Here is a 15,890-nt window from a genome sequence, read left to right as displayed (position 1 = left end):
CTACCGTTCCCCTGGACGAATCCCCTTTACCTGTACGGTGGTTCGCATGCGGTTTGGCGTGCTCGGGCCCCTGGCGGTGTGGGATGACGAGGGTGGGACGGTCACGGTTCCCGAGGCCAAGGTCCGGGCGCTTCTCGCCGCCCTCCTCGTGCACGACGGGACTCCGGTGTCCGTGGACCGCCTCATCCAGGACCTCTGGGGCGACCGGCCGCCGGGCAAACCGGCGGGCGCGCTGCAGGCCAAGGTCTCCCAGCTCCGGCGGGTGATCGGCCGGGACCGGGTGGTGCGTCAGCCGCCGGGCTACCGGCTGCGGCTCGATGCCGGGGGCGGGGAGGTGGACGCCGCGCGGTTCCGGGCACTGGTGGCCGACGCCCGCTCCGTACCGGACGCGCACGCGCGCGTGGTGCTGCTCACCGAGGCCCTCGGCCTGTGGCGTGGGCCCGCCTACGCGGACTTCGCGGACGAGGAGTTCGCTCAGGGCGCCGCGCACCGCCTCACGGAGCAGCGGCTGTCCGTGCAGGAGGAGCAGGCGGAGGCCCGCCTGGAGGCGGGTGGCCATGTGCTCCTGGACGGGGAACTCGCCGGACTCGTGGCGCGGCACCCGCTGCGGGAACGGCTGCGCGCGGTACAGATCAGGGCCCTCTGCCGGGCCGGGCGCCAGAGCGAGGCCCTCGCGTCGTACGAGGAGCTGAGGGCCCTGCTCGCCCGGGAGCTCGGGGTCGATCCCAGCCCCGCGCTGGCCGCACTGCACGGCGCGGTGCTCCGGCAGGACCCCGCGCTGATGCCGGCGACGGCCACGCCGGGCCCCGGCGGCTCCCCGCCCGCCCGGCCGGCCGCGGCGGGCATCCGGACGAACCTTCCCGTCCCCCTCACCGCTCTCGTCGGTCGCGACTCCGCCGTCTCCCGGCTGTCCCGGCTCCTGAACACCGCACGGCTGGTGACCATCACCGGCCCCGGCGGTGTCGGCAAGACCCGCCTGGCGGTGGCGGCGGCCGCGGGGGAGGGAGCCGGAGCACAGGCCGCCGGACTCCCCGACGGGATCTGGCTCGTCGAGTTCGCCGGTGTCCGCTCCGCCGCTCCCGCCGACCTCGCCCGGATCATCGCCGCCACTCTGGGCATCCAGGACACTCCGTCCACCGCGCCGGGCGCCGGCGTCTCTCCCGCGCACCGCCTCGCCGCCGCCCTGCGGGACCGCCGGGCGCTGCTCGTCCTGGACAACTGCGAGCACGTCGTCGACGCGGCCACCGGACTCGCCGGGCTGCTGCTGCGTACCGCGCCCGGCCTGCGCGTCCTGGCCACCAGCCAGGAGCCGCTCGGCCTCGCGGGCGAAGAAGTGTTCCTGGCCGAGCCCCTGCGGACCGCGGACGCCGTACGGCTCTTCACGGCACGCGCCGCCGCCTCCGCCCCCGGCTTCCCGGCCGACCCGGACCTGGCCGCTCCTGCCGACCGCGACGCCGTCGCCGAGATCTGCCGCCGCCTCGACGGCATCCCGCTCGCCCTTGAGCTCGCCGCCACCCGGGTACGCGCGCTGGGCGTCCGTGAACTGGCGGCCCGTCTCGGCTGCCGCTTCCAGGTGCTGACCTCCGGGCAGCGTGGCGCGCCCGCGCGGCAGCAGACCCTGCGGGCCGTGATCGACTGGAGCTGGGAGCTGCTCAGCGCACCCGAACGCATCGTCCTGCGCCGACTCGCCGTACACAGCGACGGCTGCGATCTGGCCGCGGCCGAAGCGGTGGGAGCGGGCGACGGCGTCGCGGGCGATGAGGTGCTCGACCTCGTGACGCGCCTCGTCGACCGGTCCCTCGTCGCCGTGGTGGACGGCCCCACCGGGCCCCGCTACCGGCTCCTGGAGTCCGTCGCCGCGTATGCCACGGAGCGGCTGCACGAGATGGAGGACCTCGCCGTCGTACGCGACCGCCATCTGCGCCACTACCTCGCGCTCGCCGAACGGGCCGAGCCCGGTCTGCGCGGCGCGGGGCAGCGGTCCTGGCTGGCCCGGCTGGACGCCGAGGCCGGAAACCTGCGCGCCGCCTTCGGCGAAGCGGTGCGCAGGGCCGGCGGGGGAGAGGCGGACGAAGCCCTGCGGCTCGTCACGGCGCTGTCCTGGTGGTGGCTCCTGCGCGGCCGTCTCACCGAGGCGCGCCACAGCCTGGCGGCGGCCCTCGACGCCACGTCGTCATCCCGCGGCGCCGTGCCCGTCGCCGGGGCTGCCACCGCCGAACCAGCCCTGCTGCACGCCGCGTTCACACTCCTCACCGGCGACCACTCCGCAGCTGTCGTCGCCCCGGACGCCGACGCCGTCCCCGACCCCGTGCGCCGCGCCCGGGCGCTCTGGCTGTGTGCGTACGGACTGTTCAGTGCGGGCGCCGCAGCCGACAGCGCCGAACTGAACACCCGTGCCCTGACGTTGTTCGCCGCAGCGGACGACCAGTGGGGCACCGCCGCCGCACTCGGCCTGCGGGCCACCCTCGCGCTGGTCCGCGGTGACCTCGACGGCCTGGGCCGGGACGGGCTGCGGAGCGCCACGCTCTTCCAGGAGCTCGGCGACCGGTGGGGCGAGCTCCAGACCGTCTCACCGCTGGCCGCGCTCGCCGAGGTGAGGGGCGCGTACGAGGAAGCGGCCCGCCGCGGGCGCGAAGGGCTCCGGATGGCAAGGGAGTTGGGCCTGGCGGCCGAGGTCTCCGCCAGGCTCTCCGGACTCGGCAGGCTCGCGCTGCTCGCCCGTGACTGGGACCGCGCCCGCGACCTGCACGAACAGGCACGCCGCAGCGCCGTCGAACAGGGCTACACATACGGGGAGATCCACGCCGGGATGGGCCTCGCGCTCGGTGCGCGCCGCTCCGGCGACCTCGATGCCGCCGAGTCGTATCTGCTGCATCTGCGCGACGGATACGCCGATGTGTCGTCCCAGGCCGGCGAGCATCTGCTCCTGGCCGAACTGGGCTTCATCGCCGAACTCCGCGGCGATCCGCACCAGGCCGCCACCTTCCATCTGCGCGGTCTTGACGTCGCGGGGGCCCTCGGCGAACCGCGAGCCCTGGCGCTGTCCCTGGAGGGCCTCGCGGGCGCGGCAGTCCTGCACGCGGACGTGCGGGCCGCTGTCTGCTCGGCTCTGCTGCTCGGCGCGGCGGACGCGGCCCGGCGCGGCGTGGGCGCCCCGCTGCCTGCCGCCGAGCGTGGGGATGTGGACCGCATCACCGCTGCAGGGCGGGCCGTTCTGGAGAGTGCCGCCTTCGCGGCGGAGTTCGATCGGGGCGCCCGGCTGGGCGCCGACGGTGCGGTCCTCCTGGCCCGTGAGGTACTCGACCGGCCACCGGAGTGTGCGAGTTCGCAGAGTCCTCCGTCGTCCACCCGGATGTGCACGCCCCGTACCCCTGCATCCCGGACCTGAGCCCGGGAGGAGTTCCGCACCTCCGTGGCCGCTGCCGGTACGCCGGTCGGACAGGGGCGGGGAGACCACCGTCCCTGGCCGTGACGTGTCCTGTGGCCGGCGCCGCGCTCAGCTCCCCGCTGTGACGGGCTGTCGGGCGGGGGAGGCCCCGCTGCCCGGGCGGATCTTCCCCCGGCGCAGGATCAGATGGAGGATGACCATCAGCACGCAGGTCACGATCGCGCTGTGCCAGAGCAGCGCGTCCAGCCGCCCCGCCGCCAGACAGGCCCCCACGGCCACCGCCGCCAGAGCGCACACACCGCGGTCCACGATGCTCTCGACGGACAGCAGGGTGGCGCGCGGCGCCTGCGCCGGGATGGCGTCGTTGACCAGCTTCCGCTGGAGCGGGTAAGCGAAACCGGTGCCCGCCGCGAACACGCACAACAGCGCGACCACGGTCCAGGGGCCGCCGAGGGCGATCCCCGCCAGGGCGCCGGCGAGTACGACGCTCAGCAGGGAGACCCACGCCACCGGGGACAGGCGCCGCCCCAGCCACTGGGGGCGCGCCGAGCCGACGGCCTCCGCCACGGTCATGGCCGCGAGCACCCCTCCGTGTGCGTTCTCGCCGATGCCGTGGGCGAGCAGCATGGGCTGGAACAGGTTCACCTGGCAGATACGGGACAGCGTGAACACGGCCACCCCCTGCACCATCACCAGCGCGAGCCACGGGCTCGCCCGCACACAGCGCAGGGCCGTGGCTGCGTCGCGCAGGAAGGCGCCGTAACTGCGTCTCGGCGCGGGCGTCGTGCGAGTGCCGGCAGGCGGCGGGGCGAGCCTCGGCAGCGCGGCGGCGCAGGCGAGGGAGCCTGCCGCTCCTGCCGCGCTGAGCACGTACGGCGCCGCGTGGGCGACCGCCATCACCGGGCCGACCAGGGGCCAGCACAGCACCTTCGCGGCCAGGCCGAGTGCCCGCGCCTGGCCCTCGGCCTTCAGGTAGTGCCCGTCGGCGCCCTCGGCGCGCAGACCGTCGTAGAGGTAGGCGCTGGCGGCGCCGGACGTCAGGGACCGGCCCGCGGCGATGGCCAGGAAGTGGACGAGGAACCCCGTGTAGGAGGGGGCGAACACCGGCGCCAGGTTCGCCGCGACCATCACGACGGCGCCCGCCCGCAGGCAGTTGCGTGCACCGATGCGGTCGGCGACCATCCCGGTGGGGATCTCGAACAGGCAGAACGCCAGGTAGTAGATGCTCTGGATGCCGAAGATCTGCCCGTCGGAGAGCCCCGCCTCACGCTGGTAGGCGTAGAACACCGGCATCCACCACAGCAGGTTGAACAGCAGCTGGAAGCCGTTGTTCAGCCGGAGGATCCGGCGTGCCACCGGGCTGAGGGACGGACCGGCCCCGTGTGTGTCGCCCGGCGCGGTCGTCGGCCGGCGGATCACAGCGCGTACGGACGGATCTGGACCAGGCGGAAGTCCCCCTGATCGGTCATCAGCCATTCGATGTCGAGCGGCTGGTCCACGTCGGTGTCGCTGAAATGGGACTGCAGCAACCGCCCGGCGAGGGCGAGGTCCGCCAGTCGCGCACGGGTCGCCGCCGGGAGGTCTTCGCCGGACGAGCCGAGCGCGACCGTACGGCCGCCGCCCTCGACGGTGTTGTAGAGGTACTGGAGGGGCAGCGTCGTACCGTCCACGACCGCCTCGGGGGAGCCGGGTGAGCAGTTGACGTAGACATTACGGAAGTCCGCCCGTCTGGTCGGGTCGCAGGTCACGAGCACGCCGCCGAGCTCGGCCGGAACGTACCGCTGGATGATCACCCCCATATAGGTGTCGTCGAGGGAGATACCGGCCTGATGGCGCAGCCGTACACCGCGCGGCGACAGCAGGGAGGCCCACACCTGGCGTACTGCGTCGAGGAGCTCTCCGGCGCCGCGGACGGTGGTGAGCGAGTCGTAGATCCCGGCTGCGGAGAACCCGGGCAGGTCCTCGGCGTTGGAGGAGGAGCGCACCACCAGACGGTTGCCCCCGGCCAGGTCGGCCGGCAGGGCCTGGGTGATCTGCCGGGTCACCTCCGCGGGCATGGGGGCGTGCCGGATGAGGTGCTGCAGGTGCAGGCAGAGGGAGTCCAGCACGTCCAGCGCGTCGAGCTCCAGGGCCAGCTTGAGTTTCCCGATGACCTGTTGCAGCGCGGGCGACGAGGTGAGGAAGCGGTGCTGGAGTGCGAAGGGCAGCGCGACTCCGTCGGGTGCGGCGAGGTGGCCGGCGGCGAAGGCGGCCGCCGCCCGGCGCAGGGCGCCGGTGTCCCCCTCGGGTACACCCAGACGGGCCGCGAGATGGCCGTAGAGATCCTGGCGGGGCGGCCGGGGCTGTCCGTGGAAGACGGTGAGGTCGGCGGTGCGGCTGTCGAGGACGTGGTGGAGTTCCCCGAGGTTGGCGGCCTTGGTGCCGTAACGGTCCCGGTCGGCCCGGCGCAGCCGGTGCAGGAACAGCGCCGGTACGTCCTCCAGGAGCGGGGTCTCCAGCCGGATCCGCTGCTGGTGCCACGTCGGAGCGTCGAGTACGGGGGCCTCGGCCAGCGGCACCAGGGTGATCTCGTCGTCCTGCACCCGGTAGCGGACCCAGGAACCGTCCAGCCCGCCGGCTTCGACGATCCGCTCCAGGTCCCGGACGATCGCGTTGGGGATGCCCCAGCCTGCCGCGAGGACATTGGTGTGCGAGAGCGGTGTGATCGGCGCGGTGTTGAGGAAGCCCGCGACGCGCGGCACGTCGTCGGGGAGGCACGGCATCGCGACGATGTCCGACCAGCCGAGCTTTCCGGCGTGCGCCGCGTACTCCTCGTCGGTGCGGAAGTAGCGGAGGCGGCCGGTCGCCTCGCCGGGGTTCAGGGGTGTGCGGGTGCGGTTGCCGAAGAGTTCGTGGCTGAGGATCCGCGGCACCCGGATGTCGCTGACCGTGCCCAGTTCGTGTTCCTGGCCGTGGTTCGCCGGTTTCACCAGGAGCGGCAGCCGGCCGTCCACCCGGTGGCGGGCGAAGGTGTAGAACTCCTCGATCAGGGCGCCGTGCATCGTGTCGGCCTCGGTCGTCTCCAGGACGAGGAAGGGCCGTTCCCGTCCGTCGGTGTCCTCGTCGCTGTGCAGGGAGAGCACGCCCAGCAGGAACCTGCGGTCCGGGTCCATGTAGACCGAGGTGTTGAACGCGTCGAGGCGGGCGTCCAGCGTGTCCAGCCCGATCCCGAGGATCCGGGTGGCGATGTAGTTGACGTGGAACGGGTGGGCGGCGGTGTCGAGGAGATGCCAGGTGTCCTCGGCGCGGTCGACGACCACCTTCAGGTAGGGGTGGCCCGCCAGTACACCGGAGAGCGTGCGGAACAGCGGCAGTGACAGGTTCTCGCCGACGACGGTGCGGTCCCTGCCGGGGACCGGAGTGCCTGCGGGCAGCGTGGCGGTGGTCATGCCGGGCTCCCGGCGGGGGGCAGGATCTGCGGCAGGGCGTCCACCAGGGTCCGGAAGTCCCGGATCACGGTCTCGGGGTCGGCTGCGGAGAGCAGACAGAGCGCCGCCATGGTGTTGGCGCCCGCGGCCGGGTCGTACACGGGCACCGGGGTGCCGTCGGCGACCGAGCTCTCGGCCACCACCGACAGCCGGCTGCCCGGACTCACCGCGACGGCCTTGTCCACCGTCGGGAAGTCCCAGAGCCGCCGGTCCGGCCAGGCGTCGCCCGCCCCGTCCACGGCCAGTACGACCAGCGAACCGGACGCACCGTGTGCCTCGTCGGGCGTGCGGGCCCGCTCGGGCCAGGAGACCGGGCGCCCCAGGAGGTGATCGACGAGCATCCCGATGAGGTCCAGGCCGAAGACCTCCTCGATCTGCGGGACGGTCATCGCGCCACCGAACCGTGCGGCTGTCTCGATCACCCACATCCGGCCGTCCGCGCCCAGTTTGATCTCGGTATGGGTCCCGCAGTTCTCCAGGCCGAGCGCGTCGACGGCGGCACGGGCGAGGGCGACGACGCGCTCCTGGGCGTCGCGCGGCAGTGAGGCCGGGGTGATTCCGGCGCGCTCGGTGAACGGATCGACCGTCGGCATACGGCCGCTGAGGCAGACCGGGCGGAAGTCGCCGTCCACGACGACGCCTTCGACGCTGACATAGTCACCCCACCCGGGCTGCCCGAACCACTCCCCGGGGGAGCCCTGCACGATCTCCTCGACCAGGAAGTCCGCTCCGGCGTCCGCCACATGGAGTTCCGCGTACCCCAGCAGGGCGGATTCGGCCATGACCTGGCGCGCCCGCTCCCAGGCCGCTCGTGCCTGCGGTGCGGAGCGGATGATCTGATGCGCGGTGGAACCGGCGCTCCAGGCAGCCTTCAGGAGCAGCGGAAACGTGAGGGCCCCGGTCGCGTCGGTCAGATCCTGCTCCGACGCAACCGGTCGGCACCGCGGCTGGGAGATGCCGCGCTCGTCCCAGGCGCGACGCATCAACCGCTTGTCGCGGGCCAGCACACAGGAGCTCCCTGCTCCCGCAAGGCCGAGCTCCTCGCAGGCTTCGGCGACCGCCACGACCGCGTACTCGGAGAACGTCACCACCGCGTCCGCGTCCACCGCACGCGCGTGGGCCGCTATCAGGGACACCAGGTCGTGCCGGTCAGGACCGGAGGGGACCAGGACCGAGGCACACAGGCGCTCCGCCGCCTCGGCGGCGGTGGGCGGAAGCGCACTGAGTGCCAGCAGGTGCACTGTCGACCTGGCGGCGACCCGTGACAGGGCATACCCCAACGGCGGTCCGCCCTTGGCATGCACAAACAGCACCTTGCTCACGGAAATCCGACTCCTTCTGATACGGGAACGGGGCAGTGGAACGGGCAGGAACGGGCGGACATTTCCGCCTCTGGCCCTCCCCTCAAGCGAACCAGCAGGGCGGGGTCCCGGCGCGCCACGGAGAGGGGTGCAGGATCAGGCAAACGCCAGAGTTGTCGGACTCGTACGGGTGGTGTGAAGGTTTCGGGCTCACGCGGGGCCGGTGCCGTGCGGTAAAAGCCTCCGAACGCCCCGCAGGGTGGCCGATAACCGGGCATACGCGGGAGCCGTACGGGATACCCATGGCCATGACACGCTGAGCAACCTTGTGGAAACCCTTCGTGACAGAAAGGCCGTCGTGGACGAGACCGGACTCAAAGCGCTGCTGGAACACCTCCCTGTGTCCTGGTGGGAGGCCGACGCGGAGATGCGGGTCGTGGAGAGCGGCGGGGGTGCCTTCGGTGACCCGGGGACGGCGCAGCGGTTCCTCGACACCGTGCGGCAGGACTGCGCCACGCCACGGCATCCGCCCGAAGTCCGTCACTGGCAGGCGCGGTTCGACGGCCGGGTCTTCGACGTCAGCCAGTCCCTCGACGACGTCCACGACCACGGCGGGGCCCGCGGACTGGCCGTGGAGATCGGCGCGCCGGACGCCGTCGCGGCGCGCAGGTTCGACGCGTTCGCCGACTTCGCCCCCGCCGCCGCTTTCATCCGGGACGGGGAGGGCCACTACCTCTGGACCAATCACGCCTACGCCCATCTGTACGGCACCACGCCCGAGCGGCTCGTCGGACGCAATGTGCGGGACTTCAACTCCGCAGCCGACACAGCGCAGTTCCTGGCACTCGACCGGGACATCCTGTCCCGCGGCAAACCGGTCAGGCACACCATCGGCTACCACCGTTCCGACGGCAGCGCCGGCCACGCGGCCGGTCACCGCTTCCCCGTCCGCGAGCAGGGCCAGGTCTGCGTCGCGGGCATCTACGTGGACATCACCGACTACACCCACGCGCTGCAGCAGCGCCGGGAGGCCGAGGACCATCTGCACGCGCTGCGCGACCACAGCGGGCTGCCCTGCGCACTGATCTCCGCAGGCGGCCGGATCCGGCAGGCGAGCGCCGCCGCCGCCGAACTGCTCCAGACCAGGCTGTCGGACCTCATCGGCCGGCCCGCCCACACCGTGCTGGCGCCCGCCCCCGAACTCGCGGTGCTGCACGGCAGATGGAAGGACCTCATAGCCCGGCGCAGCAGGCGGGCAGAGACGTCCGCCGTGCTGGTGGACGGCCTTGGCCGGCAACGGCGGGCCCGGCTCCAACTGACGACGGTGGGCCGGAGTTCGGCCCGCGCCGCCAGTGTCTGGGCGGTCGTCACGCAGCAGGCACTCGCGCACGAGGCGTATCCGCCGCTGACCGCCAGCCAGGTACGCATCCTGTCCTTGCTCGCGGGGGGTCGCAGCAATGGGGAGATCGCCGCCTCGCTGCGGCTGTCCCGGCAGACCGTCGACTATCACCTCAGCAGGCTGCGGGACATCCTGGGCGCCGCCACCCGCCCTGCCCTGGTGGCCCGCGCGTACGTCCTGGGCATCCTCGCCCCGCAGGCCTGGCCACCACGCTCCGCCACGGCCCCCCACCCGCAGAGCGCCACCTGAGGGGTCGGGGCCCCGAAGAAACCCCCGAGAGCTTGCCGCTCCCACCGGAGACCAGTACACGGCCCATGATGCGACCTGGGATCGTCTCGGCGCCTGGGGTCACCGGCACGCCACAGGTCAACCGGATGCCGGCCGCAGATTGTTCATGAGCAGGCCGAGGGTGAACTCGAAGCGGTCGTGTCCGGTGCCGGAGATCAGCTCGGCCGCATGGCGTCGAGTCTGCGGGAATTCCTCGGCAGGCAGTGCGGTGAAGCGGTCCAGCAACTCCTCATCGCTGAGCACCCATTCCTGATCCGGGTGCCGGCGCCGTTGGCGGACCAGCGACTGCTCCAGCGCATAGGCGCTGACGTAGAGGGAGAGCGCGTCGCGGGCCCATCCGGCCGTCCTGGGTTCGATTCCGCCGGCGAGCAGGATCGCCAGGATTCCTTCGCCGACCCGCAGCGTTTCCAGGTGGGTCGGCACCATGGCCAGCGCGGCGCGCGAGACTCCGGGGTATTCCAGGTACAGGTCGCGGATCTGTGTGTACACCCCGAGCAACTGCTCGCGCCAGGCAGCCGGGTCCGGTTCGGGGAGCACGACCTCGGCGTAGAGCCTGCCGATCAGCAGATCGTCGATGTCGTCCTTGTTGACGATGTGCGCGTACAGCGACGACGGACCGGTGCCGAGCACGGCGGCGACCCGGCGGATGGTCAGCGCGTCGTACCCCTCGGTGGCGACGACCTCCAGGGCGGCGTCCGTGATCCGTCCGACGGTGATCGGTTTTTTGCGCGGTGCGGGCGGTGCGGACTCCGCTGCGGGCTGGGCGTGACGAGCTGAGCGGCGTTGGCGGGGATCGGCGGTCATGCCGTCCACTATAACTTGACACGAACTAAGTTCGTTAAGTAGAACTTAGATCATCTGAGCGAACTAAGTTCGTGCCAATTTCCCGGAGGTGTGTGATGCGGGTTTCCGTTGTCGGAGCAGGTCTGGGCGGCCTGGCTCTCGCGCAGGGTCTGCGTGGTGCCGGGATCGAGGCCGACGTGTTCGAGCGCGACCCGGCGATCGACGCACGGTTCCAGGGCTACCGGCTGGTGCTGGACCCGATCGGTTTCCGGTCGGTGCGCGACTGCCTGCCGGCGCGCTGGCACCCGCTGCTGGACGAGATCGTCATGGATGCCTCCGCCGAGCAGGTGATCCTGGACCCGCGGCTGAACAGGATCGGCAGGCTCGGCGCGGGCCGGACCGGCATCGTGGTCGACCGGCAGGTGCTGCGCCACCTGTTGCTGACCGGCCTCACCCTGCACACCGATGCCGCGCTGACCGGCTACCACGTGCTGGCCGACGGCAATGTGCAGGCCCGCTTCGCCCGCCGTGCCCCGGCCACCGCGGACCTGCTCGTCGGCGCGGACGGTGTCACCTCCGCGGTCCGCGGGGTGTTGTCGCCGCAGACCACCCCGACCGACACCGGCGTCCGGTTCGTCATCGGCCGCACCCCGCTGACCGACGAGTTCGCCGGCCTGTCCACGGCCTACGGCTCGAAGATCACGGACGACCGCGTCAGCCTGCTGCTCGGCGCGATGCGCTTCCGTACCCCGCCCAAGCAGGCCGCCGAGCAACTGGCCCCCGAAGTCACACTGCCCGACATCGGCGACTACGTGCGATGGGCCATGATCCTGCCGCCGAACGGCTCGCTGGGAGATCTGACGGCGCAGGAGGCCGTGCTTTCCAGGATGCAAGGGTGGCACCCGGGGCTGCGCGCGCTGATCGAGCAGGCAGATCCGGACAACAGCACCCTGCTGTCCATCCGGGCCGTCAAGCCCGGCGAGCGGTGGGCGCCAGGACCGGTCACGCTGCTCGGCGACGCGATCCACGCCACCTCCCCGACCGGCGGCAACGGCGCGAACACCGCGCTGCGCGACGCCGACCTGCTGCGCCGCTGCCTGATCGCGGCAGGCGAAGGCCGCCAGGAGCTGCTCAGCGCCGTCGACGACTACGAGCGGCAGATGTTCGAGTACGGCGCCGAGGCCGTGCGCAGCAGTCTGGAGAAGCTGCCCGCCTTCGCCCCCGGAGCGAACCTGTCCTGAGGTCGAGGTCCGCCCTGTGCGATCGACCGGCCCCGCCCGCACGTGCACATACCCCTTCGTGCAGCGACCCCGTCCTCGTACTCTTCGCGGTCCGCGGCTACCGGTTCTTCTTCAGGACCGCGGACACCTGCGACGTGACAGCGCCGCCCGCGCGCGAACGGGATTCCTCTTGCCCTTCCTTGGGGCTCTAGGTTAAACCTAGGGCCCCTAGGAAGACATGAAGGGTGGCGACATGGTGCGTGCAGGGCTGACAGCGGAGCGGGTCACGCTCGCGGGCGCCGATCTGGCGGACGAGGTAGGACTCGACCAGGTGACCATGTCGCAGGTGGCGCGGCGGCTCGGCGTCAGGGATGCGAGCCTCTACACCCACGTGCGCGGTCTGGAGGATCTGCGCGGACGGATCGCCCTCCTCGCGGCGGACGAGAAGACCGTCCGGATCGCAGAGGCGACAGCCGGATACGCGGGCCGGGACGCACTGGTCGCGTTCGCCGACAGCTGGCGGGAGTACGCGCACCGGCACCCCGGCCGCTACATGGCGACGCAGACCCCGATCGCGATCGATCCGGAGCTGGCCGCAGCCGCTCCGGGGCCGCGACGCGCGGTCGAGCTGACCTACGGCATGCTGCGCGGGTACGGCCTGGCCGAGCCCGACCTGACCGACGCGGTCCGGTTGCTGCGCAGCACCTTTCACGGATTCGTCGCCCTGGAGGCCGCGGGCGCGTTCGCCCACCAGCGTTCCCCGCAGCACTCCTGGCTCCGCGCCCTCGACGCCCTGCACACCCTTCTGGAGCACTGGCCACCGTCCCGGGAAGGAAACCCCTCATGACCGCCCCGACCCCCGGCAGTCTGCGCGTGAACGGTGCGACTCTGCACTACGAAGTACGCGGCCACGGCCCTCTGCTGCTCCTGATCCCCGGAGGGACGGGCGGTGCGGCCTCGTTCGACCACATCGCCGACGACCTCGCGGCCGAGTACACGGTCGCCACCTACGACCCGCGCGGCATGTCCCGGAGCACACTGGACGACCCCGGGGCCGAGCAGCGCGTGTCCGAACACGCCGACGACGCGTTCCGCCTACTGGACCTGCTGTCGCCCGGTGAGCCCGCGCGGGTCTTCGGCACCAGCTCCGGGGCGATCACCGCCCTGTACCTGCTCACCGCCCAGCCCGGGCGGGTCGAGCGCGTAGTGGCCCACGAGCCCCCGGTGGTCATGGTCCTGCCGGACGCCGCAGCCCATCGCGAGCTCATCGTGCGTGTGCAGGAGACATTCCGTACGCGAGGGCTCATGCCGGCGATGAGCGTGTTCGCGGCGGGCCTGAGGCGGGACGGTGACACCACCGAACCGGAGAAAGAGGTCAGGCTTCCGCCACAGGCGGCGGCGAGGGCCGAACAGACGATGGCCGACCTGCCGTACTTCGTCGGGCGCATCGTTCCCGTCTTCATGTCCTGCACTCCGGACATCGACCGGCTTGAGGAGCTTTCGCACCAGCTCGTGCTCGCGGGCGGCCAGGAGTCGCGCGGTGAACTGGCCTACCGCCCGGCCGCTCTGATCGCGGAGCGCCTCGGCAGGGAACTCCTGCACTTCCCCGGCGGGCACACTGGCCTGACCACGCATGCCACTCCGTTCGGCGAAGCCCTCCGCGAGGCATTCCGCGTCCAGACCTGAATACCGTCGCGGCAGTCCCACCGCAGCGCTCAGGGCCGACCCGGAATGCCACCTCGCCGTCGCGGTCGTCACCGCCTCGATCTCTGATCCGCGCTCCACGCGACTGTCGCCGGACCGTGCCTGGGCGCGGACAGCGACGGGATGTACGGAGTGGGCAGGGGATTTATCGCAACTGTTGTCTGCCAGGACTTCGGTCAATTCGCCACAGCACACGAGGCCGTGGCGGTGGCGGTGCGGCAACTGCGGTCCCCCGGCCCGGCGCCGCGCGGCGGATGATCGGGCCCGGCGCGCGGCCGGCGGCAGCGCGGCAGCCGGCGGGCTCACATGCCGGGGTGCCTTCGGGACTCCGCGCGGGCCCGGGCGATGGCTGCGGACCCGCGCAGCCGGCCACCACCGCAGCGACCGGGCCGGTGCCCCGGCAGGTCTCCCGGGGCCCCCGCACGAAGGTCTCGTTCACCCGCCGTCGTGCATGCCTGCCGTGCAAGCGGTACTCCCTCGCAAGCGGGCACGGAGGCCACGGACGGACGACCCGGGTGGCGTGTTGGGGTGTCATGGCGGCCGGTTCTCCGTGAATATGGTCGTATGAGTGATCTCTCTGGTCCCGGCCTGCTGTCCAACCCTCTGCGTACGAAGGGGACCGCGTTCACCGAGACCGAGCGCGTCGAACAGGGGTTGCGCGGGCTGCTCCCGTACGCGGTCACCACTCTGGACGAGCAGGTCCGCCGGTCCTGGGGCGAAGTCCGCCGACAGGCCGACGATCTCCAGCGCTACGTGTACCTGCGCTCCTTGCAGGACCGCAACGAGAACCTCTTCTACGCCGTGCTCGCCCACGATGTATCGGCCGCACTGCCTCTGGTGTACACCCCGACAGTCGCGGAAGGGTGCAAGCGGTTCTCCGAGCTGTGGCGGCGTCCGCGCGGGCTGTACCTCTCCTGGCCTGACCGTGAGCACCTGGGGGAGATGTTGCGCAACCGTCCGAACGGTGACGTGGACGTCATCGTCGTCACCGACGGCCGGCGCATCCTCGGTATCGGTGACCAAGGCGTCGGGGGGATGGGTATCCCGGTCGGCAAGCTCTCGCTCTACACCCTGATCGGGGGGATCGACCCTGCGCGCACCCTTCCGGTGCTTCTTGATGTCGGTACGGACAACGCGGATCTGCTCGACGACCCGTTCTACCTGGGGTGGCGGCACCGCCGTATCGGCGACGACGAATACTTCGCGTTCGTGGACGCGTTCGTGGAGGCCGTGCAGGCGGAGCTGCCGGAGGTCCTGTTGCAGTGGGAGGACTTCGCCACCCCGTACGCGGCGCCCATCCTCGATCGCTACCGCGACCGGCTGCTCACCTTCAACGACGACATTCAGGGTACGGCTGCCGTTGCCCTCGGCGCACTGCGCGGGGCGACCGAGGTTGCCGGTCTTCCGCTGAAGGAGCAGCAGGTGGTGATGGTCGGCGCCGGGTCAGCGGGCGTCGGGGTGATGGATATGGTGCGTCAGGAGATGGTCGACGAGGGACTTTCGGACGACCAGGCGCGTGCGCGCTGCTGGATCCTCGACGTCGACGGTCTGCTGACAAGCGACCGCGACGACCTTGCCGGGGACCAGCGCGCGTTCGCACGCGATCCTGCCGACACCGAGGACTGGGGTGTCCACGGAGTCGCACAGCTGGCAGACGTCATCGAGAACGTGAAGGTGGGCGTGCTGCTCGGACTCTCCACGGCGCAGGGGGCGTTCACCGAGGGAATCGTCCGCGCCATGGCAGGCAAGGTGGACCGCCCGATCATCTTCCCGCTGTCCAATCCGACCGCGAACTCCGAGGCGCAGCCCGCGGATCTGGACCGTTGGACCGACGGCAGGGTCCTGATCGCGACGGGATCGCCGTTCCCACCGCTGCGACGTGACGGCACCGACGTCCCGGTCGCGCAGTGCAACAACGTCTACGTCTTCCCTGCCGTGGGACTGGGGGTGACCGCGGCGCGCGCGACCAGGGTCACCAGCGCGATGATGAGGGCCGCGGCCCGCGCGCTCGGTGACGCCTCGCCCGCGCTGTCGGACGCGATGGCTCCGTTGCTCCCGGCGTGGGCGGATGTTCGCGAAGTGGCCGACGGTATCGCGTTGGCTGTGGCCCGCCAGGCTGTCGCCGACGGCGTCGCCCCGGATGCTACGGACGAAGAGCTGGAGGCCGCGATCCGGGACACCCGCTGGACACCTGGCTACTGAGTGCCGGAAGGCCAGGCAGGACGGGGGCCGGGTCTCATCGGGGGCTGACACCCCCGCGTCGCGCCGAAGCCGGGGGCCGGCGGGCAGGTCATGAGCACCCGCCTCCGGCCGTGCCGGCCCTGGCCGGGGTCCCCGCGA

General features: G+C 72.0%; 10 protein-coding genes. 6 read left to right on the top strand and 4 right to left on the bottom strand.

Features of this window, described 5'->3' with window-relative positions; translation table 11 throughout:
* Window positions 1-46 precede the first annotated feature (46 nt).
* On the top strand, window positions 47-3,388 hold the full coding sequence (locus tag OG917_RS01870) for a BTAD domain-containing putative transcriptional regulator (RefSeq protein WP_328315718.1): 3,342 nt from the start codon (window positions 47-49) through the stop codon (window positions 3,386-3,388).
* A 108-nt stretch (window positions 3,389-3,496) separates the two neighbouring features.
* Here the strand turns inward: OG917_RS01870 and OG917_RS01865 are convergent, their stop codons facing one another.
* The 3 genes from OG917_RS01865 to OG917_RS01855 are packed head-to-tail and all read right to left on the bottom strand — an operon-like array spanning window position 3,497 to window position 8,177.
* Window positions 3,497-4,744: an MFS transporter gene (locus OG917_RS01865; protein ID WP_328315717.1), complete on the bottom strand. Its 1,248-nt coding sequence runs from the start codon at window positions 4,742-4,744 to the stop codon at window positions 3,497-3,499.
* Window positions 4,745-4,803: 59 nt separating this feature from the next.
* Entirely contained in the window at window positions 4,804-6,816 is a 2,013-nt protein-coding gene (locus OG917_RS01860; RefSeq protein WP_328315716.1) for a PEP/pyruvate-binding domain-containing protein, read from the bottom strand.
* A complete protein-coding gene (locus tag OG917_RS01855) occupies window positions 6,813-8,177 on the bottom strand; it encodes an ATP-grasp domain-containing protein (RefSeq protein ID WP_328315715.1) in 1,365 nt (454 codons plus the stop codon). Before OG917_RS01855 ends, OG917_RS01860 begins: the two co-directional genes overlap by 4 nt.
* A gap of 337 nt (window positions 8,178-8,514) precedes the next feature.
* On the opposite strand from OG917_RS01855, the gene OG917_RS01850 reads away from it, so the two are divergent.
* Entirely contained in the window at window positions 8,515-9,804 is a 1,290-nt protein-coding gene (locus OG917_RS01850) for a PAS domain S-box protein (protein ID WP_328315714.1), read from the top strand.
* Between the two features lie 117 nt (window positions 9,805-9,921).
* On the opposite strand, the gene OG917_RS01845 is transcribed toward OG917_RS01850, so the two are convergent.
* On the bottom strand, window positions 9,922-10,647 hold the full coding sequence (locus OG917_RS01845) for a TetR/AcrR family transcriptional regulator (protein WP_328315713.1): 726 nt from the start codon (window positions 10,645-10,647) through the stop codon (window positions 9,922-9,924).
* A gap of 95 nt (window positions 10,648-10,742) precedes the next feature.
* On the opposite strand from OG917_RS01845, the gene OG917_RS01840 reads away from it, so the two are divergent.
* From OG917_RS01840 to OG917_RS01825, 4 genes are all read left to right on the top strand, one after another.
* Complete coding sequence (locus OG917_RS01840) at window positions 10,743-11,867, top strand: FAD-dependent oxidoreductase (protein ID WP_328315712.1); 1,125 nt, start codon at window positions 10,743-10,745, stop codon at window positions 11,865-11,867.
* A gap of 232 nt (window positions 11,868-12,099) precedes the next feature.
* Window positions 12,100-12,693, top strand: coding sequence for a TetR/AcrR family transcriptional regulator (locus OG917_RS01835; RefSeq protein ID WP_328321596.1), 594 nt, complete (start codon window positions 12,100-12,102; stop codon window positions 12,691-12,693).
* On the top strand, window positions 12,690-13,532 hold the full coding sequence (locus tag OG917_RS01830) for an alpha/beta fold hydrolase (protein ID WP_328315711.1): 843 nt from the start codon (window positions 12,690-12,692) through the stop codon (window positions 13,530-13,532). Before OG917_RS01835 ends, OG917_RS01830 begins: the two co-directional genes overlap by 4 nt.
* A gap of 582 nt (window positions 13,533-14,114) precedes the next feature.
* Entirely contained in the window at window positions 14,115-15,752 is a 1,638-nt protein-coding gene (locus tag OG917_RS01825; protein WP_328315710.1) for an NAD-dependent malic enzyme, read from the top strand.
* Window positions 15,753-15,890 lie beyond the last annotated feature (138 nt).

Source organism: Streptomyces sp. NBC_00388, assembly GCF_036061255.1.
Lineage (GTDB): Bacteria > Actinomycetota > Actinomycetes > Streptomycetales > Streptomycetaceae > Streptomyces.
Note: the sequence above shows the minus strand (reverse complement) of the source record. Positions and strands in the feature narration are given on the sequence as shown.

Coding starts and splice junctions, on each gene's coding strand:
- OG917_RS01870 (WP_328315718.1), top strand. CDS start 47: ATGCGGTTTGGCGTGCTCGGGCCCCTGGCGGTGTGGGATGACGAGGGT.
- OG917_RS01860 (WP_328315716.1), bottom strand. CDS start 6,816: ATGACCACCGCCACGCTGCCCGCAGGCACTCCGGTCCCCGGCAGGGAC.
- OG917_RS01845 (WP_328315713.1), bottom strand. CDS start 10,647: ATGACCGCCGATCCCCGCCAACGCCGCTCAGCTCGTCACGCCCAGCCC.
- OG917_RS01840 (WP_328315712.1), top strand. CDS start 10,743: ATGCGGGTTTCCGTTGTCGGAGCAGGTCTGGGCGGCCTGGCTCTCGCG.
- OG917_RS01835 (WP_328321596.1), top strand. CDS start 12,100: ATGGTGCGTGCAGGGCTGACAGCGGAGCGGGTCACGCTCGCGGGCGCC.
- OG917_RS01830 (WP_328315711.1), top strand. CDS start 12,690: ATGACCGCCCCGACCCCCGGCAGTCTGCGCGTGAACGGTGCGACTCTG.
- OG917_RS01825 (WP_328315710.1), top strand. CDS start 14,115: ATGAGTGATCTCTCTGGTCCCGGCCTGCTGTCCAACCCTCTGCGTACG.